Source organism: Maribacter sp. UH1 (assembly GCF_056839145.1).
Genome location: NZ_CM166387.1, coordinates 2,662,393 through 2,688,313, shown reverse-complemented (window position 1 = coordinate 2,688,313; position 25,921 = coordinate 2,662,393). Strand labels below are relative to the sequence as shown.

General features: G+C 34.5%; 24 protein-coding genes and 1 tRNA gene. 8 read left to right on the top strand and 17 right to left on the bottom strand.

Annotation, left to right across the window (positions count from 1 at the left end; translation table 11 throughout):
* The first annotated feature begins 8 nt into the window (after positions 1–8).
* Complete coding sequence (gene rpoN / locus UH1x_RS11650) at positions 9–1,466, top strand: RNA polymerase factor sigma-54 (protein WP_036151821.1); 1,458 nt, start codon at positions 9–11, stop codon at positions 1,464–1,466.
* A gap of 599 nt (positions 1,467–2,065) precedes the next feature.
* Here rpoN and UH1x_RS11645 read toward each other — a convergent pair.
* From UH1x_RS11645 to UH1x_RS11610, 8 genes are all read right to left on the bottom strand, one after another.
* Complete coding sequence (locus UH1x_RS11645) at positions 2,066–2,734, bottom strand: porin family protein (RefSeq protein ID WP_482621840.1); 669 nt, start codon at positions 2,732–2,734, stop codon at positions 2,066–2,068.
* 77 nt (positions 2,735–2,811) lie between these two features.
* Positions 2,812–3,294, bottom strand: a complete 483-nt coding sequence (locus UH1x_RS11640) for an ExbD/TolR family protein (RefSeq protein ID WP_036151815.1) — start codon at positions 3,292–3,294, stop codon at positions 2,812–2,814.
* A gap of 22 nt (positions 3,295–3,316) precedes the next feature.
* Positions 3,317–3,940 (bottom strand): ExbD/TolR family protein, encoded by a 624-nt coding sequence (locus UH1x_RS11635; RefSeq protein ID WP_036151812.1) that lies wholly within the window; start codon positions 3,938–3,940, stop codon positions 3,317–3,319.
* 15 nt (positions 3,941–3,955) lie between these two features.
* Positions 3,956–4,387: a hypothetical protein gene (locus tag UH1x_RS11630; RefSeq protein WP_036151810.1), complete on the bottom strand. Its 432-nt coding sequence runs from the start codon at positions 4,385–4,387 to the stop codon at positions 3,956–3,958.
* 25 nt (positions 4,388–4,412) lie between these two features.
* Complete coding sequence (locus UH1x_RS11625) at positions 4,413–5,162, bottom strand: MotA/TolQ/ExbB proton channel family protein (RefSeq protein WP_036151807.1); 750 nt, start codon at positions 5,160–5,162, stop codon at positions 4,413–4,415.
* 77 nt (positions 5,163–5,239) lie between these two features.
* Positions 5,240–5,327: transfer RNA gene (locus UH1x_RS11620), tRNA-Ser, on the bottom strand.
* A 71-nt stretch (positions 5,328–5,398) separates the two neighbouring features.
* The gene (locus tag UH1x_RS11615) at positions 5,399–6,430 is read right to left on the bottom strand and encodes an asparaginase (protein WP_482621839.1); all 1,032 of its coding nucleotides are present in this window, start codon (positions 6,428–6,430) and stop codon (positions 5,399–5,401) included.
* A 21-nt stretch (positions 6,431–6,451) separates the two neighbouring features.
* Entirely contained in the window at positions 6,452–7,219 is a 768-nt protein-coding gene (locus tag UH1x_RS11610) for a TatD family hydrolase (protein ID WP_482621838.1), read from the bottom strand.
* 37 nt (positions 7,220–7,256) lie between these two features.
* On the opposite strand from UH1x_RS11610, the gene UH1x_RS11605 reads away from it, so the two are divergent.
* The gene (locus UH1x_RS11605; protein ID WP_482621837.1) at positions 7,257–7,706 is read left to right on the top strand and encodes a retropepsin-like aspartic protease; all 450 of its coding nucleotides are present in this window, start codon (positions 7,257–7,259) and stop codon (positions 7,704–7,706) included.
* Positions 7,707–7,750: 44 nt separating this feature from the next.
* Here the strand turns inward: UH1x_RS11605 and odhB are convergent, their stop codons facing one another.
* Positions 7,751–8,971 (bottom strand): 2-oxoglutarate dehydrogenase complex dihydrolipoyllysine-residue succinyltransferase, encoded by a 1,221-nt coding sequence (gene odhB, locus UH1x_RS11600; RefSeq protein ID WP_482621836.1) that lies wholly within the window; start codon positions 8,969–8,971, stop codon positions 7,751–7,753.
* Positions 8,972–8,996: 25 nt separating this feature from the next.
* Positions 8,997–11,792: a 2-oxoglutarate dehydrogenase E1 component gene (locus tag UH1x_RS11595; protein WP_482621835.1), complete on the bottom strand. Its 2,796-nt coding sequence runs from the start codon at positions 11,790–11,792 to the stop codon at positions 8,997–8,999.
* 117 nt (positions 11,793–11,909) lie between these two features.
* Between UH1x_RS11595 and UH1x_RS11590 the strand changes: the two genes are divergently transcribed.
* Together UH1x_RS11590 and UH1x_RS11585 are read left to right on the top strand one after the other, a co-directional pair.
* Positions 11,910–12,425, top strand: a complete 516-nt coding sequence (locus tag UH1x_RS11590) for an alpha-ketoglutarate decarboxylase (protein ID WP_482621834.1) — start codon at positions 11,910–11,912, stop codon at positions 12,423–12,425.
* A gap of 36 nt (positions 12,426–12,461) precedes the next feature.
* Positions 12,462–13,565, top strand: coding sequence for an acyltransferase family protein (locus UH1x_RS11585; protein WP_482621833.1), 1,104 nt, complete (start codon positions 12,462–12,464; stop codon positions 13,563–13,565).
* 7 nt (positions 13,566–13,572) lie between these two features.
* Here UH1x_RS11585 and UH1x_RS11580 read toward each other — a convergent pair whose 3' ends face one another.
* The 4 genes from UH1x_RS11580 to UH1x_RS11565 all read right to left on the bottom strand — a co-directional run bounded on the left by UH1x_RS11580 (position 13,573) and on the right by UH1x_RS11565 (position 17,536).
* Positions 13,573–13,926: a hypothetical protein gene (locus UH1x_RS11580; protein ID WP_482621832.1), complete on the bottom strand. Its 354-nt coding sequence runs from the start codon at positions 13,924–13,926 to the stop codon at positions 13,573–13,575.
* A 46-nt stretch (positions 13,927–13,972) separates the two neighbouring features.
* On the bottom strand, positions 13,973–15,244 hold the full coding sequence (locus UH1x_RS11575) for a metal-dependent hydrolase family protein (protein ID WP_482621831.1): 1,272 nt from the start codon (positions 15,242–15,244) through the stop codon (positions 13,973–13,975).
* Between the two features lie 76 nt (positions 15,245–15,320).
* Positions 15,321–16,337, bottom strand: a complete 1,017-nt coding sequence (gene galE, locus UH1x_RS11570; RefSeq protein WP_405410673.1) for a UDP-glucose 4-epimerase GalE — start codon at positions 16,335–16,337, stop codon at positions 15,321–15,323.
* Between the two features lie 44 nt (positions 16,338–16,381).
* Positions 16,382–17,536, bottom strand: a complete 1,155-nt coding sequence (locus UH1x_RS11565; RefSeq protein ID WP_482621830.1) for a DegT/DnrJ/EryC1/StrS family aminotransferase — start codon at positions 17,534–17,536, stop codon at positions 16,382–16,384.
* A gap of 89 nt (positions 17,537–17,625) precedes the next feature.
* Here UH1x_RS11565 and UH1x_RS11560 point away from each other — a divergent pair, with 89 nt between their 5' ends.
* From UH1x_RS11560 to UH1x_RS11550, 3 genes are all read left to right on the top strand, one after another.
* Positions 17,626–18,873: a 3-deoxy-D-manno-octulosonic acid transferase gene (locus UH1x_RS11560; RefSeq protein WP_482621829.1), complete on the top strand. Its 1,248-nt coding sequence runs from the start codon at positions 17,626–17,628 to the stop codon at positions 18,871–18,873.
* A 181-nt stretch (positions 18,874–19,054) separates the two neighbouring features.
* Positions 19,055–19,186, top strand: a complete 132-nt coding sequence (locus UH1x_RS11555) for a hypothetical protein (RefSeq protein ID WP_262493302.1) — start codon at positions 19,055–19,057, stop codon at positions 19,184–19,186.
* A gap of 234 nt (positions 19,187–19,420) precedes the next feature.
* Positions 19,421–19,543, top strand: coding sequence for a hypothetical protein (locus tag UH1x_RS11550; protein ID WP_262493301.1), 123 nt, complete (start codon positions 19,421–19,423; stop codon positions 19,541–19,543).
* A 185-nt stretch (positions 19,544–19,728) separates the two neighbouring features.
* Here UH1x_RS11550 and UH1x_RS11545 read toward each other — a convergent pair whose 3' ends face one another.
* Both UH1x_RS11545 and UH1x_RS11540 read right to left on the bottom strand, forming a co-directional pair.
* A complete protein-coding gene (locus UH1x_RS11545; protein WP_482621828.1) occupies positions 19,729–21,813 on the bottom strand; it encodes a family 16 glycosylhydrolase in 2,085 nt (694 codons plus the stop codon).
* 299 nt (positions 21,814–22,112) lie between these two features.
* The gene (locus tag UH1x_RS11540; protein WP_482621827.1) at positions 22,113–24,908 is read right to left on the bottom strand and encodes a triple tyrosine motif-containing protein; all 2,796 of its coding nucleotides are present in this window, start codon (positions 24,906–24,908) and stop codon (positions 22,113–22,115) included.
* A gap of 404 nt (positions 24,909–25,312) precedes the next feature.
* On the opposite strand from UH1x_RS11540, the gene UH1x_RS11535 reads away from it, so the two are divergent.
* Complete coding sequence (locus UH1x_RS11535; RefSeq protein WP_036157715.1) at positions 25,313–25,561, top strand: hypothetical protein; 249 nt, start codon at positions 25,313–25,315, stop codon at positions 25,559–25,561.
* Between the two features lie 64 nt (positions 25,562–25,625).
* Here UH1x_RS11535 and UH1x_RS11530 read toward each other — a convergent pair whose 3' ends face one another.
* Positions 25,626–25,904, bottom strand: coding sequence for a DUF427 domain-containing protein (locus tag UH1x_RS11530; RefSeq protein WP_209435205.1), 279 nt, complete (start codon positions 25,902–25,904; stop codon positions 25,626–25,628).
* Positions 25,905–25,921 lie beyond the last annotated feature (17 nt).

Genomic DNA, 25,921 nt, shown 5'->3' with positions numbered 1-25,921 from the left:
ATAAAGTAATGCTAAAACAACATTTATCTTTTAAACTTTCCCAAAAGTTATCTCCCCAGCAAATTCAATTGATGAAGCTGATACAATTGCCTACGCAGGCTTTTGAACAACGCCTTAAACAAGAATTAGAGGAGAATCCTGCTTTAGAAACCGGTAAAGAAGATGTTGAAAGCACTACCGATGATTATGATGATGTTTATGATGATGCATCGGACAATGAAACCATCAACACAGAAGACATCAATATAGATGATTATCTGAGTGATGATGAAATTCCTGATTATCGTACCAAAGCAAATAACTACAGTTCTGACGATGAGGAAAAAAGTGTTCCTTATGCAGCAGGTATTTCATTCAACCAACATTTATTAAATCAGCTAAATACCGTTTATCTAACAGATGATGAATGGAACATTGCCGAGTTTTTAGTAGGTAGTGTAGATGAAAGTGGATACATACGCAGACCAATAGCCGACATTATGGACGATTTGGCTTTTACGCAAAATGTATACACAGACGAAGAAACCATAACTAAAATACTGGGCATAGTTCAAGAGCTAGACCCGCCAGGTGTTGGTGCAAGGTCATTAGAAGAATGTTTGATCATACAACTGGAACGTAAAGAAATTACACCAAGTATTGAGCTTGCTACGGATATTCTTAGAAAATCATTTGAGCACTTTACCAAAAAACATTATCAAAAATTAATTCAAAAACATAATATAACCGAAGCTGAGCTAAAAGAGGCAATCGGAGAAATTGAAAAATTAAATCCTAAGCCAGGTGGTTCCTATTCTGGAAACAACAGAATTGTAGAGCACGTTGTACCTGATTTTGCAATAAGAATTACAGAAGGTGAATTAGAACTTACCCTCAATGGTAGAAATGCACCAGAATTACATGTATCTAGAGAGTATAGCAATATGCTTAAAGGTTATAAAGAAGCCAAGGAGAAGTCCAAATCCCAGAAAGACACAGTAATGTTCATTAAGCAGAAATTAGATGCTGCCAAATGGTTTATAGACGCTATTAGACAACGTCAACAGACATTGTTTATTACCATGAACTCTATCATGCAATATCAGAAAGAGTATTTCCTAACAGGAGATGAACGTAATTTAAGACCCATGATCTTAAAAGATATTGCAGATGAAATTGGAATGGACGTTTCTACCGTTTCAAGGGTAGCAAATAGCAAATATGTTGACACCCCTTATGGCACTAAACTTATTAAAGAGTACTTTTCCGAGTCAATGAAAAATGAACAAGGTGAAGATGTTTCTACTAAAGAGATAAAGAAAATTTTAGAAACAGTTATCCAAAATGAGCCTAAGAAAAAGCCATTAACAGATGACAAACTTGCAGCAATTCTAAAGGAAAAAGGATATCCGATTGCAAGAAGAACGGTTGCCAAATATAGAGAACAACTAAGTATTCCGGTAGCACGCATGAGAAAAGAAATCTAATGAAGGTTTTCTCTAACTTAATCTCATACATATTACATCCCCTCTTCATTCCCATAGGTGGTACTGTTGCCTATTTTCTTATAACTCCAAAATACACACCTTTAGAAATACAGAGTGCTAGCATTCTACCTATTTTTATATTGACAGTTATTATACCCATAATTACATTTTTAATATTGAAAAATTTGGGTCTAGTCCAATCAGTATCCCTAAACACTATACAAGAAAGAAAATACCCCCTTTATATTCATGCCTCAATTCTTCTTTTAATCCTCTACAAGGTCATTCCAAACAATTACGTGAGTGAGTTATACTTTTATTTTACGGGTTTATTAGGAGCCACTGTTGCCTGTATATTATTACTACTATTTAATTTTAAAACCAGTTTACATACCGTTGGCGTAAGTGGTCTTTTAATGTATTTGATCAATCTAAGTATACACTTTGAAATCAACTTAATAATAGCAATAAGTTTATTTATTCTGTTTACGGGAAGTATTATAACCGCCAGACTTTATCTAAAAGCTCACACAAGTATTGAAGTGATAGTTGGTCTGTTTATAGGGCTATTATCACAATTGTTAACCGTAAGGTTTTGGTTATAGAATATAAAAAATCAGTCCGATTCTAAGTGGACGATACTGCAATACCTCACCATTTACAGAAGCATTACCATCAAACAATTCGGTTAAAGAATAATAAGCATTTACATTAAAGGTATTATACCCAAAACTTAAAGTCAGTCCGTATTGAAATTTTGTCAGATCGGTATTCTTGAAACCCTCACTAATATCATCTAAATCATACTTTGATCGAGCACCTAGCACATATGCAGCCTTAATACCACCATATATACGCCAAAACTTATATTCCTCTGCTGTAGAATTCCGCCATCTAAACTCTAACGGAAACTCTAATAGGTGCGTTTCTAGCTTACTCCTGGTAATATCGTCATTGATACTATAAGATATCTCATCATCAGAAATATCCGCCACAAGATTTGAGTAATAACTGTTCAATGCCAAGCCTGCTCCTATACCTATAGCTTTAGTTCCTGCACGATTTAAAGGCAAATCTTTAATCACACCTGCTTGTAGACCATAAGATAGGTTACGTTGATTAGAACCCTCAGGATGATTTAAAATAAAATTGTAGGATAATCCTATGTAAAACTGATCTTCAAAATAACGTTCTTCCTCCACACTATCAGTTACTAACTGAGCATTGGAATAAAACGTGACCAAACAAAATAATAGGACAAAGCGCATGAACTAAATTTAATGAAATAAAAAACGCCTCAAATAAATTTGAAGCGTTTTAAAAATGTAATATTCTACTTAACTAACTATTGTAGATTATTGAAAGCGTCACCTTCATAGGTAGTATAATTTACCTTTAAAGCGTTAACCTTTCTTAACTCTTGTTTAATATCGGAAATTAACCCCATATTAGCGTTCTTATCAACCTTAAGTGCCGTGGTCAATACATTTTGAATTTCCTGAGGCTTTTTAGCTCTTTCCATTAAAATATAATCACCAACTTCTGAAGGACTAGCAAATTTATCGTTTAATTGAATCTTTGGTTCAGTACCAAATGTCTTCTCGTATTCTTTTGTTGGCTTACCAACATAAATATAGATTACACGATCTTTCTTTTCCAATTTCTTTACTTCACTAGCGTTCGGAAGTACGTTATCAACTTTCAAGGAACTATCCTTCATAACGGTTACCGTCATAAAGAAAAACAAAAGCATAAATACAATGTCAGGAAGGGAAGCTGTTGATACCGCTGGTACCTCTCCATCTTTTTTCTTTGCAAATTTTGACATAGTGTTACTTTTTATTTATTAATTATTCGCTTGAAGTTTCAGCTTCAGATAATTTCTGAGGAAACAAACCTTGTATTCTTTGTACCTTTTCCTTCAATTCTTCTTTAACAGAATCTTCAGTTTCAGGATTTAAATACTCCGCTTCCATTTCAACATAATCCTTGCCGAATAAACGTTTAGCTTCTCTATTTCTAAGATCGTTGTATGCACCTACCAATTCATTCTGAACTGTAATGTAAGTACTATACTTAGTTTCACGATCATTCTTTAAAGAGATAATTGCTTTTGTCGGGTTATCCGAAGATTCAGCATTACGTTTTCCTTTACAGTAGCTACAATAATCAGGACTTCCTGATGGTGCTCCACCGTTATCTAAAAACGCTACTGCTCTTTCACGCAATTTATCTATTGAAAGAATCTCATCTTCCACCAACAACTGACCATTTCGGTTAATGTTTACCGTAAAAATGTTCTTTTGCTTAATAATTGGTGGCGCTTCCGTAGGTGGCTCCATTGGCGGTAACATACGATCCAATCCCGCATCTGTCTCAATAGTAGTAGTTACCAAGAAAAAGATAAGTAAAAGGAAAGCTATGTCTGCCATTGAACCCGCACTAACTTCTGGTGCTCCTGCTCTTCTAGCCATAGTTTTCTTATTTTATTATTTACTAAACATGTTTTTAACTGACGGTATAACCAAAGATAATACAGCGATTATAGTAAGGATAAAAAACACGTTTAAACCCATTCCAATATTCTTTATAGTACCTTCATCTGACATAGCAGCAAACTCAGGATCTACATCCGTTCCGCTAGCTAATACATAAGAAACTCCAACTACTAATAAAAAACCACCTACAACGAACAAAGTTTTCTTAAGACCTTGTGGATTTGAAAATAAGTTTTTTAGAGTAAAAACTAAACTTACTACAACAGCAATACCTAATAATAGATAAGTTATAATAAACATAGTATTCATAGCTCCACTCTGAGCAGCTTCAGCTGCCGGCATATCTGAACTTGGTAATAAATACCATAGTATAGCACTTAATACACCTATAGCAATTAATGCTATTTTAATAATTTTTTGCATAATTTTTAGGTATTAAAAGTGATACTTATTTTTTGTGATCTACCAACATATCGATTAAAGTAATCGAAGAGTCTTCCATATCATTAACGATGCTATCAATTTTAGCGATAATGTAGTTATAGAAAATTTGAAGGATAATTGCCGTAATAAGACCGAATACCGTTGTTAATAATGCAACTTGAATATCACCTGCAATAAGAGATGCACTTAAGTTACCAACAGCTGCAATCTTTTGGAAGGCTTGAATCATACCGATTACCGTACCCATGAAACCAAGCATTGGTGCAATTGCGATAAATAAAGACAACCAAGAAACGTTTTTCTCTAATTGCCCCATTTGAACACCACCGTAAGAAACAACCGCTTTTTCAGCAGACTCAATGCTCTCACCAGCTCTATCTAAACCTTGATAGTAGATAGAAGCAACAGGTCCTTTTGTATTTCTACAAACCTCTTTTGCAGCCTCAACACCACCAGATGCCAATGCGTCTTCAACTTGTTGTTTCAACTTGGCAGAATTTGTACTAGCCATGTTCAAATAAATAATTCTTTCAATAGCAACTGCCAAACCAAGGATCAAACATAAAAGAACGATACCCATGAAACCGGCACCACCTGTAATAAACATTTCTTTTAAAACTTGAGTAAAGCCTTTTTCAGCTTCAGCTCCTCCTTCTTGAACTAGCAAAGCTACTGCTGCTACTTTTGCACTTACAATATTTGTACCTGCTACAAATGCCCCAGCGACTGCTAGGCTTGGGAATAATTTTTTCATTTTTTCAAACTTAAATTAGTTAGTTAATAGGGTTAAAGATAAAAAAAAAACAATATAAAAAAAGTAAAATTTACTTGCAGAGAGGAAGGGATTCGAACCCTCGATACCCTTTTGGGGCATACACACTTTCCAGGCGTGCGCCTTCGACCACTCGGCCACCTCTCTAAGATACCTTTTTTAAGGGTGGGCAAATAACAAAAAAAATATTGGTTTAAGAAATTAAAGCACTGTTAAATTTATAGCATCTCTCCACGCAGGGAAGTTTCAAAAACAGTTTTAAACAACTCATTAGAGATACCACTACCAAGTAAGTACATTGCCTTTGTAATGGCAGCCTCAGTTGTAATATCCTTACCATTAATAACTTGCATTTTTTTTAGCCTAGAACTAGTTTCATAATGCCCCATCATTACAGCGCCACCAGAACACTGTGTAACATTAATTATATGAATACCTTTATTTATTGCATTATTTAATTTCTCTAAAAACCATTCTTCCATAGGCGCATTTCCAGAACCATACGTCTCCAAAACCAGTGCTTTTAAATTTTCAGCTTGCAAAATTGCATCAATAACATTTTTGTTAATTCCCGGAAAAATTTTTAAAATCGCCACATTATCATCCATATTTCTATGAGATTTTAACGTTAATTTCTTTTTTTGAGGCAATAAATACTCATTAAAAACGGTCAAATGCACACCAGATTCAATTAAATGCGGATAATTTAACGACGCAAAAGCTTGAAATTGTTCTGCATTTATCTTCGTAGTTCTATTACCACGATACAATTTATACTCAAAATAAAGTCCGACTTCTTGAATAACAGGCTTACCCTTTTTATATAAAGCAGCAATTTGTATAGCCGTTATTAAATTCTCTTTAGCATCGGTTCTTAAATCACCAATAGGCAATTGAGATCCTGTCAATATTACAGGTTTTGAAAGATTCTCTAGCAAAAAACTCAGTGCCGATGCCGTGTAACTCATAGTATCACTACCATGAAGCAACACAAAACCATCATAATCTTGATATTTGCCAGAAATAATATCTGCAATTGCCACCCAATGAGCAGGGTTCATATTAGAAGAATCTATTGGATGCTCAAAAGAAAAACTAGATATGGTACAATCTAATTGATTAAGCTCAGGTATATTCTTAAGCAACTGCGAAAAATCAAAAGCTTTTAAGGCTCCAGAAGTATAATCTTTCATCATACCTATAGTACCTCCCGTATAAATCAATAATATATTTCTTTTATCTACACCCAAACCCATTTCTTATTTTAATTACTAAATACCAAAAACAACCTTAGAGTTCCCTGTTGTCAATAAAGCTACCTCTTCATTTGGAACACCGTGAATATCCGCTAATTTCTCAAGTACATTAATAATGTAGGCACTTTCATTTCTTTTACCTCTATAAGGTGTAGGCGCTAAGTAAGGCGAATCAGTTTCAAGTACAATATGCTTTAAATCTATTTTATTTAAAAAAGTATCTATTTTACCATTCTTAAAAGTAACCACTCCACCAATACCCAACTTCATATTATATGATATAGCCTTTTCCGCATGTTCATATGTTCCCGTAAAACAATGAAATATTCCTCTTAAATCATCACCTTTTTCCTCTTCTAATATCTCAAATACCTCATCAAAGGCATCGCGACAATGTATAACAATAGGCAATTTATGCTTTTTGGCTAGCTGTATTTGCTTTCTAAAAGCTATTTGCTGTTCTTTCAAATACTTCTTTTCCCAATATAGGTCTATTCCAATTTCACCTATTGCATAGTAAGTATGTTTACCCAACATTTCTTCTACATGAGACAACTCTTCCTCAAAATTTTCTTTCACATGCGTAGGATGCAAACCTGCCATTAAGAACATATGACCCGGAAATTCTTTCTCTAAAGCCAACATACTTTCTGTATAGGTAGAATCTATTGCAGGAATAAAAAATCGCTTCACTCCTAAATCAATTGCTTTCTGCACGGCTTCATTTCTATCTTCATCAAAAGCTTCGCTATATAAATGTGTATGCGTATCTGTTATTATCATGCCGCAAAAATAGGCTTATCTTTGAAAAAAATGAATTATGACTACCCTCAAAAACTTTTTGAAGGATAAAAATTACGTACGCATACCCTTAGTTTTGACCGCTACAGATCATTTTGAAATTAATGCAGAAATAAACGCTGTTGAAGGACGGTTTATTTTAGATACCGGAGCATCCAACACCTGTATTGGAATGAATCGTATGGAACATTTTAAATTAATTTCTGAAGAATCTATAATTAAAGCTGCAGGGGCAGGTGCCACTAATATGGAAACCTTAGTTTCTAAAGAGAATACAATTGACATCAACTCTTGGAAGTATAAAAAACTAGAGATCGTACTTTTCGACCTTAAGCACGTTAACGAAGCACTGACTGCCCACAATGCGGAACCTGTTGATGGAATTATTGGAGCCGACATTCTAAAAAAGTCGAAAGCAATTATAGACTACAACAAAAAGTGTATTTATCTAAAAAAGAAAAAGCGCTGAGTTTACCTCAACGCTTTTTCTATATCTTACTAGCTTTAGAATATTTACATTTCTAAAGCTTTTTTTACATTATTATCCATCAATAATTCTTCTGGATTTTCTAAAGCTTCTTTAATTGCAACTAAGAAACCTACAGATTCTTTACCATCAATAATTCTGTGGTCATAAGAAACCGCAACATACATTACAGGTGCAATTGCAATAGCTCCATCTCTAGCGATTGGTCTCTCTACAATATTATGCATACCTAAAATAGCACTTTGTGGCGGGTTGATAATTGGCGTAGACAACATAGAACCGAATACACCACCATTAGTAATAGTAAATGTACCACCCGTCATTTCATCAACAGTAATTGCTCCATCACGTGCTCTTAATGCCAACCTTTTTACTTCTGCCTCAACACCTCTAAATGTTAAGTTTTCAGCATTTCTTATTACAGGAACCATTAATCCTTTTGGTCCCGAAACTGCTATACTTATATCACAGAAATCATAAGAAACCATTTCTTTACCATCAATCATAGAATTAACGGCAGGATACATTTCCAAAGCTCTAACCACAGCTTTTGTGAAGAAGGACATAAACCCTAACCCCACACCATGTTTACTTTTAAAATCTTCTTTATACTTTTTTCTAAGCTCAAAAATAGCACTCATATCCACTTCGTTGAAAGTGGTCAGCATAGCTGTTTCATTCTTTGCAGAAACCAATCTCTCTGCAACTTTTCTTCTTAACATAGAAAGTTTAGATCGCGTCTCACCACGGTTACCACCTGTAGGTGTACCCATTGAAGGTACTGCATTTACAGCATCTTCTTTAGTAATTCTTCCATCACGACCTGAACCGGAAACAGATGTACTATCCACTCCTTTTTCGTCAAGTATTTTCTTTGCAGCCGGTGAAGGTACACCCGAAGCATAAGTTTCCTTAGCCTTAGCTGGCTGAGGAGCTTTTTCAGTTTTAGGCGCTTCTTTTTTCTCTTCTTTCGGTGTACTAGATGCATCTGCAGCACCTTCTGGTTTCGCTGCACTCGTATCTATTAAGCAAACGACAGCACCTACGGCAACAGCATCACCTTCTTCTGCTTTCAATGTAATTGTACCACTTACTTCTGCTGGCAATTCTAAAGTAGCCTTATCTGAATCCACTTCTGCAATTGCTTGATCTTTTTCTACATAATCCCCATCTTCAACTAACCATTCCGCTATCTCTACCTCTGTGATAGACTCTCCCGGCGAAGGGACTTTCATTTCTAGAATCATTCTTTCTATAATTTGATATGTTATATTATTTTTTAGGTTTGGACATATTGTCCTTTGTCTTGTCAAAGACGTAATCTATAACTTGTTGGTGACGTGCTTTTGAACGTACAGAACTACCTGCTGCAGGTGCCGCATAAAAACGTCTAGACACTACTCTGAAATTTCTAGCCTCGTCAAAATGCGTTAATAAATGGCTCCATGCACCCATGTTTCTAGGTTCTTCTTGAGCCCACACCACGTCATCTGCATTTTTATACTTTGCAATAGCCGCTTTCATTTGTTTTTCCGGTATAGGAAACAACTGTTCCACCCTTACCAAAGCAACATCATCTCTATTGTCCGCTTCTTTAGCAGCTAGCAAATCATAATAGAACTTACCTGTACAGAATACTAAACTTTTTACTTTTTTAGCATCTGCAGTTTCATCATCTATTACTTCTTGGAAACCACCACCGGTTAAGTCCGCAATTTTAGATACAGCCCTTGGATGTCTCAACAAACTCTTAGGAGTAAATATGATCAATGGCTTTCTAAAATTAGACTTCATTTGTCTACGAAGAATATGGAACATCTGCGCTGGTGTAGTCACATCTGCTATATACATATTATCCTTAGCACACAATTGTAAGTAACGCTCCATTCTAGCAGAAGAGTGCTCAGCACCTTGTCCCTCATAACCGTGTGGTAATAACATTACCAAACCGTTTTGAAGCTTCCACTTATCTTCTGCCGCAGAAATATACTGGTCAATCATAATTTGGGCTCCATTACTGAAATCTCCAAATTGTGCTTCCCAAATAGTTAATGTATTAGGACTGGCCATAGCGTAACCATAGTCAAAACCTACCACACCATATTCTGACAATAGTGAATTGTATATTTGAAATTTAGCTTGCTTTTCAGAAAGGTGATTTAATAAAATAACCTCTTCTTCACTTTCTTCAACTTTCATTACCGCATGACGGTGAGAAAAGGTACCACGCTCTACATCTTGTCCAGACATACGAACCGCATAACCTTCTTCTAATAAAGAACCGTATGCTAAAAGTTCTCCCATTGCCCAGTCAAGATTATCGGCTTCAAAATACATGTTGTATCTATCTTTAACCAATTTCTCAACTTTACGTAAAAACTTCTTACCCTCTGGTAAAGCCGTAATTACTTTGGCAATTTTATTCAATTTGGTTTTAGTGAATTTAGTATTCACCGCATCCATCATTTCCCACTCACGCACATTTTCAAAACCTTTCCATTCATCTGCCATGAACGGTGTAATTACAGTTTTATCTTCTTTACGTGAATCTTCTAATTTTTCTTCTAGAGAATCTTTATACTGCTTTTCTAATTGCTTTACATAAGTGCCATCAATAACACCTTCTTGAATCAGTCTTTCCGCATAGATATCTCTTGGATTCTTATGTTTAGATATTGCTTTATATAATTTAGGCTGTGTAAATCTTGGCTCATCACCTTCATTATGCCCGTATTTCCTATATCCTAACAAATCTATAAATACATCACCCTTAAAGCGCATTCTATATTCTAATGCAAAAAGAGATGCGTGTACTACCGCCTCTGCATCATCTGCATTAACATGTAATACCGGACTCAATGTCACCTTAGCAACATCGGTACAATAGGTAGATGTTCTAGCATCTAGGTAATTAGTAGTAAACCCAATTTGGTTGTTTACAACTATATGTATGGTACCACCAGTCTTATATCCATCAAGACCAGCCATCTGAACTACTTCATAGACCAAACCTTGACCTGCTATTGCAGCATCTCCATGAACTACGATAGGTAAAACCTTAGAAATATCATCTTGATAATCTGCATCTTGTTTTGCTCTTGCAATACCTTCAACAACTGCACCTACCGTCTCTAAGTGAGATGGATTAGGAGCAATACTCATCTTAATTTTATTTCCGTTATCAGATTTTCTGTCAGACGTCCAACCTAAGTGATACTTAACGTCTCCATCAAAAATCTCTTGTTCGTAATCTTTACCGTCAAACTCACTAAAGATATCCTTAGCAGATTTGCCAAATATATTGGTAAGTACATTTAATCTACCACGGTGTGCCATACCCATAACAAATTGCTTCACACCCATTTCAGCGGCGCGTTCTACAATTACATCTAAGGCAGGGATCAATGATTCATTTCCTTCTAAAGAAAATCTTTTTTGCCCTACATATTTAGTATGCAAAAAAGTTTCGAAAGAAATAGCATGATTAAGCTTCTTAAGAATATGCTTTTTACGATCTGGCTCAAAATTCGGATGATTGTCATTTACATTTATCCAATCTTGAATCCATTTAACGCGTTCTGGCTTTCGTATATACATATACTCTACACCAATAGCATCGCAATAGATACTTTGTAAATGTCTAACAATCTCTTTTAAAGAATTTGGACCTATACCAATTACGTCACCGGCATTAAAAATAGTATCGAGATCAGACGAAGCTAATCCGAAGTTTTCAATATCTAAAGTTGGTTCGTAATGTCTTCGCTCACGTACGGGATTTGTTTTAGTAAACAGATGACCTCTGCTTCTATAACCATCTATTAATCGAATTACCTGAAACTCTTTCTGAAGAGATTCCGGCATTTCACTAGAATGGCCATTTACTACAACTGTAGTGCGATTTTCATCGATTTCCAGCTCATCTAAAGAGCTCTCCATTCCAAAATCGAATCCTTGAAAAAAGGCTCTCCAACTTGGCTCTACACTATCTGGATTTACTAAGTACTTATCGTATAACTCTGAAAAAAAAGAGGTATGAACGGTATTTAAAAAGGAATATTTATCCATGAATTACTTTCTGTATCTTTAGAATAAATTTCTAACAAAAATACAACATTTACAATATCTAACGATAGAATGCCATGTATTATTGAAAAAAACGAAACTTTAAAACAAAATCATCATATGAGCTTAAAAAAATTAATTTTTATAGGGCTAGCAACATTAAATATCACTTTCTCTCTTGCTCAATCTTCAAAAACCAATGCTGATTTCTGGAATAACGTAAGATTTGGTGGAAGTATTGGGTTAGGATTCACAAATAATGGATTTAATGGATCTATTGCACCAAGTGCTATTTACCAATTTAACGATCAATTTGCATCTGGAGCCAGCTTAAGTTTCAATTATGCCAAGTTTGACAATGATAAATTATTGGCTTACGGCGGTAGTGTTCTCTCACTTTATAACCCAATTCCGCAAATACAGCTTTCCGCAGAATTTGAACAATTACGTATAAATAGAACTATAGCTACATCAACCATAGATATAGAAGACAACTATTGGCTACCGGCATTTTTTATTGGCGCAGGATACAGCAGCAGAAATGTAACATTTGGTATACGCTATGATCTATTATATGACGACAATAAAAGCATTTACGGTAATGCACTAATGCCATTTGTACGTGTTTATTTTTAATAAATTGTTATCTTTCATAAGACCAAACCAACCAAAATGAATAAATTAAAGAACCGATATCTTTCATTGGATGTTTTTAGGGGGATGGATGTTGCGCTCATGATTATAGTGAACTCCCCCGGAAATGGTGACACGAGTTTTGGAATTTTGAAACACGCCGTTTGGAACGGATTTACACTTACCGATCTTGTCTTTCCTACATTTTTGTTCGTGGTAGGTAATGCGATGAGTTTTAGTATGAAAAAATACGAAGACGAAGGAAGTAATACATTTTTCAAAAAGGTTCTAAAACGCTTTTCTATAATATTTTTATTAGGATTTCTTATGTATTGGTTTCCATTTTTTGAAGATGGTGGTTTAAAACCGATTGCAGAGACCAGAATATTTGGAGTATTACAACGAATTGCACTATGCTATTTATTCGCTTCTATCCTACTCCATTATTTTAAAACAAAATCTGTATTGATTTTCAGTGCCCTAGCATTGATAGGTTATCAAATTATATTGTTAGTTTTTGGAGACTTCTCTTTAATGGGCAATGCCGTTTTAAAACTTGACAAATTCTTAATTGGCGCAGACCATATGTATCATGGTAATGGTGGCGTAGCTTTTGACCCCGAGGGATTATTAAGCACCTTACCTGCTATAGTAAATGTTATTGCAGGATATTTTACCGGAAAATTCATTCAAAAAAGCGGTCAGAATTTTGAAACCATTGCAAAACTTATAATGGTTGCAGGTCTTCTTGTTGTAGCAGGATTTGCATGGGATTTAATATTTCCGTTCAACAAAAAGCTTTGGTCCAGCTCTTTTGTATTACTAACTAGCGGAATAGACATATTTATTATAGCCGTTTTAATATATCTATTGGATATGTCCAAACCTGGCAAATGGACGTATTTCTTTGAAGTATTTGGCAGAAACACACTATTTATTTACCTATTATCCGAACTGTTCATTATCAGCTTGGCCGCAATATCCATGAATGGCACAAATGCTTATAACTGGATAGCAGATAACATTTTCATAGCCACAGCTGGCGATTATTTTGGTTCGCTATTATTTGCTTTATGGATAATGTTTACCTGCTGGCTAGTTGGTTATATTATGGACAAAAAAGGTATTTATATAAAGGTATAAAGTAACATTATTGATATCGATTACGATACCATACCTTTTTATACTCCCGCTTTAAAATCAATAATGTGACCTGATCTGCAACATCAACTGTATCGGTGATTTCAATATTCTGAAATGCACTTTCCGGAATGTCTATGATGTACATTAAGTTTAAATATTCAGCAAAATGCTCCATCATTAAGTAATACACTTTCTCACGAATAAGCGCTATAAACTCAGATTGACCTAATGGTTCAGTTATTTGCAGAGGTATATTGGCAAGAACAAAATCCTTCTCCACCTGATGCTTCAATTTATCAAAAAGAGAATCACCAATAGCAACCTGCATTAATTGCTCGCTATTATCAACATTTAACTTCATTTCGCACCTATATACCTTACTTCATGAAATAGAAAATAATCCATAATCATTGCTTATATACAACACCATCTTTCATAACAAAAACAACATCTGTTAATGTTTCTACATTATCTAATGGGTTTTCATTTACTGCAACGATATCGGCTAAATAACCTTCTTTGATTTGTCCTAATTCTTTCTCGCCTAAAAGCATTGCATTTGTAATTGTAGCTGAACGTAACGCTTCTATAATAGGCATACCTGCTTTGTTCATGTAGATAAATTCTTTAGCATTATCTCCATGAGGCGACACTCCAGAATCGGTACCAAAAGCAATACTCACCCCCTTTTTATAAGCTTTTGCAAAAGTTGCATTCAATTTAGGACCAATCTCCAAAGCTTTCTTAGCTACAACAGGTGGCAAGTAGTTTGGTATTTTTGCCAACCTAGCCGCTTCCTGTCCTGCAGAAATGGTCGGCACCATATACGTATCATGCTTAATCATTAAGTCCATTGTTTCCTCTGACATCAATGTACCATGCTCAATAGTTTTAATTCCTCCTAAAATGGCTCTTTGCATACCTTCATCACCATGCGCATGCGCTGCTGTAAGCATACCGTAATCTTTAGCCGTTTCTGTAATTGCTTTTATTTCCTCAATAGTAAACTGAGGGTTCTGACCATTTTTAGCAACACTTAAAACACCTCCAGTAGCAGTAATCTTAATGACATCCGCACCATCTTTATAACGTTGGCGAACCGCTTTTCTGCCATCTGCGGGTGAATTGACTACACCTTCTTTTGGTCCCGGATCACCCATTAATTCATTACTTCTACCGTTAGTTGGATCTGCATGACCACCTGTAGTAGCAAGTGCTTTTCCTGCTGTGAAAATACGTGGACCAACAACAGTACCTTTATTAACTGCATTTTTCAAGGCAATATTTACACCTGACCCACCTAAATCACGTACAGTTGTAAACCCGGCCATCAATGTTCTTTTTGCATAGACTGTAGATTCAAATGCTACATCAGCTTCATTCATGGTAAAAGCCTCTAAATATCTTGACGGACTAGATTCGCTTTCAATGTGCACATGCATATCTATAAAGCCCGGTAATATGGTCTTTGACATTAAATCCACCACCTGATCTTGATCGTTACCAACTACATAACCATTTTTGATTTCTGTAATCTTGTTACCCGAAATAACAATTGTTTTCTCAGACAACACCTTACCCGATTCAACATCTACAATTTTACCGCATTGAAGGTATGTGTCTTGCGCTGTAGCTACTGTAAAAGACAGAAGCATAAGAAGAAATAATGATTTTTTCATAAGAGGTGGTCTTTAAATTAAATAAGGGGAAATATAGCTATATTTCCCCTTATTTATATGGTTACACCTGAAAAAATCAGTCACGTATTTTCTGTTCCCAGATCCATGCATAATTCATGGCCTCTTCTAAAGTATACTCCGCTTTCCAGCCCAATACTTTATTTGCTTTAGTGGTATCTGCATAAGCAGTGGTAATATCACCTGGTCTTCTGTCAACTATTTTATAATTTAATTTTCTGCCAGATACTTTTTCAAAACTTTTTATAGCCTCTAATACCGAGCTACCAGTTCCGGTACCTACATTAAAAACTTCAAAATTAGATTCGTTTTTCCCGTTCAACAAACGCTCCAAAGCAACCACATGCGCTTTAGCCAAATCCACCACATAAATATAATCTCTTATACATGTACCATCTGGTGTAGGGTAATCATCTCCAAAAACAGATAACTGATCCCTTAATCCAATACCAGTTTGCGTAATAAAAGGCACCAAATTCTGAGGCACTCCTTTTGGCAACTCCCCTATTTCTCCACTTGGGTGTGCACCCATTGGATTAAAATAACGCAAGGCAATAGCATTTAAACTTGGAGTAACTTTACAGGTATCTGCTATTATTTCTTCGCCCATTTGCTTGGTATTACCGTATGGCGATTCTGCAACCTTAACCGGTGCGTCTTCTGTAATCGGCATTTTATCTGCCTGACCATATACCGTACAAGAAGAGCTAAAAATAAAACTAGCCTTATTCTTTTTACAAAGTTCTTTTAATATGTAAACTAACGTACCAATATTGTTTTCATAATACAACAATGGTTTCTCTACACTTTCGCCTACTGCTTTAGAGGCAGCAAAATGGATAACGCCAGCAACATCCTGATATCGTTGAAAAAAGTCTTCAACTTTATGTTTTTCTTTTAAATCTAACTTTTCATAAAGCGGCTTTTTACCTGTAATAGCTTTAATACCATCAAGTACATTTTCATCAGAGTTAGAGCAATCATCTATAATGACCACTTCAAAGCCTTTGTTTTGAAGCTCCACTACTGTGTGAGAACCGATAAAACCTAATCCGCCTGTTACTAATACTTTCATTTACAATGCTGTTTGATTGTTATCAAATTTAAAAAACTACACCACTACCCGTTTACAAATCCGATAATTAACTCAGTTATGTAGTTAATCTGTTCTTCATCTAATTCTGTGTGCATAGGCAAAGACAGTACTTCTGTCACCAATTGATTGGTTACAGGAAAATCTTCTTCCTTATATCGATCATCTAGATAAGCTTTCTGCTTATGTAACGGTATTGGGTAGTAGACACCAAAAGGAACTTTATTTTCAGCCAGAAATTGTGCTAGCTCATCTCTTTTACCATTTGTAATTCTCAAAGTATATTGATGAAAAACATGACAATCGCACACATCGCAAATACCCTCACAATTATTTACCGTTACTGGAGTAATGATATGTTCTTGACCCTCAAATGCTTTTGAATACGCACGAGCGGCATTTCTTCTTGCATAGCAATAACCATCTAGCTTAGGTAATTTAGCTCTCAACACTGCGGCTTGTATAGAATCTAATCTTGAATTAACACCAACTACATCATGGTGGTAACGTTCGTACATACCATGATTAACAATACCTCTTAAGGTATGAGCTAGTTCATCATCATTGGTGAAAATTGCTCCACCATCTCCATAACACCCTAAATTTTTAGAAGGAAAGAAAGATGTTGCACCTACATTACCCATACTACCAGCCATATGCTTTGTACCATCTTTTGAAAGGTATTTAGCCCCAATTGCCTGGGCATTATCTTCAATAACGAACAAATCATGTTTTTTCGCCAATGCAAGTATAGCATCCATATTAGCACATTGACCAAAAAGATGAACGGGAACAATAGCTTTCGTTTTTGGCGTTATTGCTTTTTCTATAGCTTCTATATTGATATTGAACGTATCTGGATAAACATCTACCAAAACCGGAGTAAGTTGTAACAATGCAATAACCTCTACTGTAGCGGCAAAAGTAAAATCTGCCGTAATAACCTCGTCGCCAGGCTTCAAGCCTAAACCCATCATTGCAATCTGCAAAGCATCGGTACCATTGGCACATGGTATTACATGCTTAACCTGAAGATAGTCTTCTAGCTCCTTTTGAAAAGCATGAACCTCTGGTCCGTTTATAAATGCCGACGTTTCTAAAATTTGAGTTATAGAAGTATTTACTTGATCTTTAATTTCTTGGTATTGACCACCTAGGTCTACCATTTGTATCTTTTTCATCTGTTGTAATTACATGAAGTCGTACAAAAATACGAAACAGACGACACTAATTTTATGGAAGAAACGTAATTTAGCCTAAAAGCATCTGTTTGAACTTTCTCTATAATCTTCTTGTCATAAGCGCATCTGCCATTTTAAAGGTATTAGCATTGGTGAATTCAAAACTATCGCTATTTGTAAAGGGCAGAAAAGAAACTATTTCGCTTATTAAGCAATCTATCTCAAAAGGCGACAGCGTTATTTGGATTCATGCAGCATCTTTAGGCGAATATGAACAAGGTTTGCCTGTTATTGAACAATTAAAAATTCATCATCCTACACATAAAATAGTACTTACTTTTTTTTCTCCTTCAGGATACGAAGTAAAAAAGAATAGCAAAATAGCTGATGTTATTTGCTACCTACCTATGGATACGAAGCGGAAAGTAAATTCCTTTTTCACAGCCGCACACCCAGATATCGCCATTTTCATTAAATATGAAATATGGCCCAATTACTTAAATGCCTTAAAAAAAGCTGATACTCCCACCTATTTAATTTCAGCATTATTTAAAGAAAATCAAATTTATTTTAAGTGGTATGGTGGTTTTATGCGCAACGCATTAAATAACTTCTCGCACTTTTTTGTGCAAAACGAAAAATCAAAATCATTATTAAATTCCGTTAACTATACTAATGTAACCATTGCCGGAGATACTCGTTTTGATAGAGTAAGTGAAATAGTAGAGCGTGACAACAAATTAGATTTCATGACCCGCTTTAAAAATGATAAGTACTGCTTTGTTGCAGGAAGCACATGGACAGAGGACGAAAAAATCATTATAGACTATATCAATAAAAATGTTCAGCCAATAAAATTTGTTATAGCTCCGCACGCCATTAAGGATAATCATATTGAAGAGATAATAGCAGCTATTGACAAAAGAGTAATACGTTATACAGAAATGGAAAACGCAACTTTAGCTGAATATGACGTACTTGTCATTGACACCATAGGTATTTTGACCAAAGTATATAGCTATGCCGACATCGCATATGTAGGTGGCGGTTTTGCTACAGGATTGCACAATACATTAGAACCAGCCGTCTTCGGTATCCCGGTTATTATAGGTCCACAGTATAATGGATTTGCCGAGGCAGAAGAATTGGTACAACTAGGAGGTGTCATTTCTATAAAGAATAAAAATGAATTCCAAGAGCATGCAGATATGTGCTTTGAAAGTATTGACTACAGCTCAAAAATCGGTCTTATAAACACAGGCTACATCAAAGAAAAAGCTGGTGCCACCGAACGTATTGTTTCTAAATTAAATGCAGTTTTAACATCAAATAATTGAATTATATTCAATTAACCACCTTCTGTATTATTTAATAAACCAATTTCATAACTGATAGTTATTGTATAGAAAACATACTTTACACAGATACTTTCTATACGTTAATCGATTTTACCCCTCTATTTAACAGCACTTTAGGCTAGATCTACCATATTGAAAGCAGAACAATAGAATAATGATTATGGAACAAGAACTAACCTCAGGAGTTAAAATACTCAATGGATTTCTTAAATTAATGGTTACCTGCTTGGTAATAATACTTTTATCTGTACCCTTGGCAGGCATAGCAGATTGGTTGAATCTTATTAAATAGATTTCATCATAATAATACTTACGAAAGCTAAAAATTGTGATATAAAATTCTAAAGTGCTGTAATTCAGTTATCGACGAGATACCATTTTCTAGGCTGAAATGCGTATTTTAAAAAACATATACCACAAAAATTTAGGATTTTACATCTATTTAAGAGAGTTTTACAACTTTTTCTATGGAATTGTTGCTTAATTCAACTAACTTTAGTAGTGTAACTTTAAAGTAGGTAATGTTATGAACAATTTATCATTTAAAACCGGAGTAGAAACTTATCTCTCCGTGCTTGTTATTGCAATGCATGCATTTTTAGCTGTAGTTGTGGTAGGAGCTTTTTTAGCCCTTTTGGGGATTGTCTAATCTTTTAATACCAAATCCTTATTGAGAAAAAATTACTTTAAAAAAAATGCCCCTTATTCAAGGGGCATTTTTTATATGATCAATTCATGTAATATTTAATCTTATAATTCTTCTAAAATTATTAAAGAAAAACAAAAGGGCTGTTGATTTAGAAATCAACAGCCCTTTATATAAACCAAATGTTATTATTGATAAACTCTTACATAATCTACTTCCATAGTATCTTCTGTAAAAGCCGCATCGATAGTACCACCTAGTGTACCGCCCATAGCGACATTCATTATTAAAAAGAAATCAGCATTGAATGGTGTTGTAGCATTGTTCACAAAACTGTTATGTACTAACTGATCATCTACAACAAACTTAATACTATCAGGTGTCCACTCTACAGTATAATTATGAAACTCAGAAGTTGCATTTTCCACTGGCGTAGATCCTACTACGGCATTACCTGCAGAATTACCAGGATAATGTAATGCACTACTAATAGTATTGTTATTATTACCAACATGTTCCATAATATCTATCTCTCCAGCCGTAGGCCAACCAACTTCATCAAAATTAGCACCTAAAGCCCATAATGCAGGCCAAGTACCACCAGTTGATGGAAGTTTAGCTCTTATCTCAACTCTACCGTAAGTAAACTCGAATAAGTTTTCAGATTTAATACGACCTGAAGTAATTCCGCCAGAAGGAGAAACACCAAAATCAAAAAACAACACAACTCGGTCATAAGTACCAACAGGAACACCAGTGAAATCAAATGTTAGTGTTTCCCAAGCATCAGCAACAGTTGAATTAACACTTACCTCAACATTCTCATCAGCATTAGCCTGATTCTCAAGTTTCAAAATTATATTGGCTCCAGCTGCAGGCGACCATGTTTTTAAACTAATACTAGGATATGCAACAAGATCAACCGGTGCAGACAAATCAAAGAAAGAACCTGCCCATGTCTCAGCACCTAAAGCTTTAGTAGATTCTGCCACATTAGCACTAGTATTCTCTCCCGTAGGATCCGGATTTGCAATTACTGCAGTACCAACACCACCAAAACCAGTAAAAACAGGGGCTGCACCTTCAAAATCTTGTAAAGTTTGCGTAGCACCACTTCCATCGACTAATGTCATTTCATCAAAATAGTGAACAGCTGCTTCTCCCTCACCAGCTATAGCGGTAATTTTTAAAACACCGTCTTCAACTTTAACGTTTTCAGCTGCATCTGTATATGTTTGAGCCTCACCATTACCCCAGCCACCTGCGCCAAGGTCATAACCCCAATTGGCAGCATTTGGTGCACCATCAACATCAAATTCATCTGACCAAACTAAATTGGTATAAATGGTTTCAAGACTTTCGTCTCCACCATCAACAGCAACATCAGAAGTAAATTTATGATACCACGCTAAATCAGCATTCTCCGTATCATATGTTCTTACATATAAGAAATCCTCGCTTATAGATAGTATTTCATATACAGAAGAACCTACATAGTACCCCATGAAACCTCCATCAGAAAATGTCATTTGTATTCCAGTTGTCTCACCCTCGGGAACATTTCCTTCTACTTCAGAAAGCTGAACTGCTTTTTCACCTGAAGTATCAAAATCATAACAAAAATCAATATCCTCACCTCCGCCAACAACAGCTTTATGACCTACATTAAAATATGTTTGACCTTTATTATCCAAACTGTAAACTAAACCGCCAGTCGCATTTACTGAAAATGTAAGTTCATCATCACAAAGACAATCAGAATCTTCCGTTCCACATTTTTCAAATGCAGCAGCGGAATACCATTTAGGATACCACCAATCGCCATCAATACCTTCTCTAGCAGGTCCAAGTCCTAAGTGACCCTGTTGAGATGCCGCTAAAAACCAAGTTTTTGAGCTATCGTTAGTTAAAAATGTTACCGTTTCAGTATCGGTAAAAGCTAATGAAACGGAAACCTCTAAAGTCTCAGATATCTTATTACCTTCAGTTGAACCCGCAGTAATAGTTACAGTATATGTATTATCACCTATTTCTTCATAGGTTTTTGAAGTTGCTCCAGAAGTTTCCAAAGCACTTGTGCCATCACCAAAATCATAATGATAATAATTAGCATTTGTTGCTGATGCTGTAAAGTCGAATACACCTTCGCCCATGTTCTGAGCACTAACCGTAAGATTAGAAGGCGTAACCGATTCTGGAATATCAATGTCATCACCATCGCAGCTCATCATTACTGCAAATACCGACACCATGATGTACTTTAATTTTTTCATAGTTAATTTTTTGAGTTAATTATTTGTTTTACAATTTATCTAAACATAACACCAACTAACTATGTAGTGTTAAAACTAAGATAATCGCTTATGCAATTTACAATATGCAATTATCAAATTATAAATTTTTACCACTACAAAAAACATACAATACAAAATAAATGGTTTAAAAAAGAGATTATGATAAACAAAGCCGTGAATTATCAACTTAAAATCAGAAACAAAACATACACTACAAATACATAAAAACATCTATTGTTGTGGTAATGTTGTGGTGCTTTTGGATATTGTAGTGGAGATTACAAATTAATGATATAGTCTGTTAATCCAGTTTCGTGCGGAAGATTCATTTTTTTACGCAGGCGATATCGTTTCACTTCAACACTTCTGACCGATATATTTAAAAGAGGTGCAATTTCTTTAGAAGACAGATTTAATCTCAAATATGCACATAATTTTAAATCATTAGCAGATAACTCAGAATGCTTTTCTTTCACCTTTTTCAGAAAATCTTTATCTGCATTATTAAATGCACTTTCAAAAAAATTCCAGTCATCTGCATTGTTAATATTACTATCTATAGTTTTAATTACTGATTTTATCAGTGGAATATCACTACTATCTTTCAACTTTTCTTTGATAGTATTCAAAAACTCATTCTTTTTTATAATACTCATCGTAGAAATAGCTAGTTCTCTATTTTTACTTTCTACAAGTTCTTGCAGCTGTTCATTTTTTATTTGAACTATCTTTCTTTGATTTTTCAGCTTTTTACGTTTCAACCTCTTATTATTCTCCTTGACAAGGTTCCTTTGCTGTTTCTTGTAATAATCCTTGTACATCTTATGAATTAAAACAGCTAGGAAAGCACCTAATATTATATAACCCAACAGCGCCCAGTAAGAGATGTACCATGGTCTTTCTATAACAAACCTATATGAAGATGTATTTTTGGTTAATTCATTACCTACTTTTCCTCTAACCTCAAATTCATAGGAACCATAAGGTAAATTATTAAAAGAAACTTCTGACCCAGTATCCCAATTACTCCAATCATTGTATAAACCGTCTAATCTATACTGGTAACAAACCTCAGTGAATTTATCATATGATTTAATGTTATAATTGAAGCTTAAACTATTTTGATCATATGAATACTTGTCATTGTCTTTAAAGGCGACAGGAACGCTTGGAACATCATAAGACTTACGTGAAACACTGTTAAGATTGATATTATAATCTCGCTTTTTAACATTACTAAGATTTAAAGTGACGTAACCGTTAGAAATTCCAATTAAATACAATTCATTTTCTAAATGAACTACAGATTCAAAACCAAGAACTCCCATACTTCTTCTAAAAAAATTGGGGATAGATATTTTAATAGTTTCTGGTTCTTCACTTAAATGCCCTGTAGAAACACTAATAATATTATCATCTGTGAAACCCCATAACCTCTCAAAATCATTAGTAGATTTTAGCACCCCAAGAATACTTTCATTTTTAGTGAAAAATTTACTAGTCAACAATGTATCTAAAACAAAGTTATTCTCCTTAGCCCTAAATTTGAAAACACCATTTATAGTAGAATATACTATATCGTTGTTATATCTCAACAAGCTTGACCCGTTACCTTTCGATTCAATTTGCTTGACATCTAAAGCTGATGTATATGTTACATCTACCTTTATGTCAAAAACACCTTTATAATCGTGGTTAACTAATATTCGATGATTATCCACAAACTCAAAAAATCTGCTTGAACTATCAAATCCCTTTATATTATTTCTGTATTTCCATACTCCGTTTTTAAATTCAAGAATACTCAACCCTTTGTAATTACCTTGAATTAGTAACTCTGAATTTGTTTTTATAGGTTGAATATCCCAAGTACCTGGATAATCTGAAATAAGGGTAGCGGTATCATTTTCAACAACGTAAGTACCTTTGTGATGCCCACAAAACAAAGTACTGTTAATTTCTTTTAAAATCCATACCTGACCTTCCGTACCTTTAACTAGTTTAAAGTCTTCCTCCTCGTCTCTTTTATAAAACAGTCCTTGATTTGTACCTAAATACAAAACATTATTCATTTTCTTTGCAGTATAAACCACTCCTAGAGCCCCTAAATGATCTATATACTCTTTAAACGGAGAATCTAGATTTAACACACTTAACCCATTATCCAGACCCAGCCATAAGTTATGATCATCATCTTGAAATAAGGAAAGGACCGTATTATTATTAAGCCCTTTTTCTTGATTTATATGTTCAACTATTTTTCCGTCCTTATCTAAATGATAAATACCTTTTGAAATAGTTCCCAAAACAAAAGTCCCATCATTTAAAATCAGAGAACTGTAAACTTTCACTGATGACAAATCTATCTCTGATTTAATCTCCCATTTTTCAAGATGACCATCTTTCAGGTATAAAAACGCTCCATTCTCAGTAATAACTAACATATTATCTCCAAATGGAAATGCACCAACAATATTATTATTTTTAAAGATAAAATCATCGGAAACCAAGAGTGGTTTGCCATTTTCTAATGTAAAAAAACCTTTATCTTTTATTTGAAAATAGACCTTTCCCCCAACTTCAAAAATTTTTGCTCTTGTGTTTTTTGCATTTAATATTTCAAAATAGCCTGTTTTAGAATTATATATATAAATCCTATCTAAAGATTGAAACAAAACCCAATCTTTAAACTGAGTAATATTCCAAAAGTCTTCATCGTCAATTAATGGCTCATTTAATTCAGAGGATAACGAACTATAATTTAAAACCCCTAAATCATCCTTTTCCCAAAAGCCGAATTCCATGTAACCTCCAGTGTAAATTTTGCTTCCAATGGATTTTACAGATTTAACAGGAGTACCAAAAGGAGCCTGATGTAATTGCCAAGTAGTGCCATTAAACGCTAACAAGCCACTATTATTTGCAACATATATAGTTTGATCTTCTGACTGGCTTAAATTCCAATTTTGATTACCGGCATTATATTCAATAGGAGTATAATTTTGAATAGGAGATATTTCTTGAGCAGAAACAAATAAAGAATACAAAAGAAAAATGTAATAATACGGCTTCATGATTATTTTTAGAAAAATCAAAGTTAGTGGCATTTAAATATAATGCATTTAAAACGAGAGAAGAACTGAATACCGTTGTATGTTGAATTAAAAAAGACATAAAAATATGACTTGCTAGATTTTTTTCATTCATAAAACTAAGTATTGAAAAAGTCTAAATTACATTCATTCAAAATGATATTTAAAATCTAACATTTATAGTCATTTTATATTTACCTAGGTCTTAATCTTGATTGAAATAGTAATTTCATTTTCGGTTAAAAACACCTGAAATACCGCTTATGTTGCTTTCAATAAAGTATTATTTTTAAATAATCTAAATACATACAACTGAAAAACAGTTATTTAAATTGCTTCTAAAAGGTGAAGGGTCTAATTTTAATATGAATTTAAAACAGAAGATTATGTCGATAAGATTTGGAAATAGCTGTGTTAATTGTGATAATTTAGTTGAAGGCAATACTTGTAAAGTGCACGGCGTAAAAGTAGGGAATAGTTATACGTGTGATAGTTTTGAAATGAAAGCCACTTTAAAAGATGACACCAATTGTGTAACCTGTGTAAAGTTTGAATCTAGTGATTGTGCTAATCCGCAAAAGGCAGCACCAGGTATGTCATGTAGTCATTGGGCACCACAAAATGCTACTGCATAAATGCAAAAATCATTCAAGTGAAAAATTTAAAGGTCAGCCGAAAGCTGACCTTTTTTAATATAAACTATTTTACTTCTACGCCTTTCCAAAAAGCCACATAACCCTTAATTCCTTTGGCTAATTCTGAAACTTCAGGATAATACCATGCAGCATCTTTATTAACATCTCCATTCACTTCAATATCATAATACGACGCCACACCCTTCCAAGGGCAGTTTGTATGGGTCTCGGTACCTTTGAAAAATTCTTGTTTTATTGCTGTTGGAGGAAAATAATGATTTCCTTCGATCACTACTGTAGCATCACTTTCTGCTATTACTTCGTTATTCCAAATTGCTTGTATCATATCTTAAATATTTA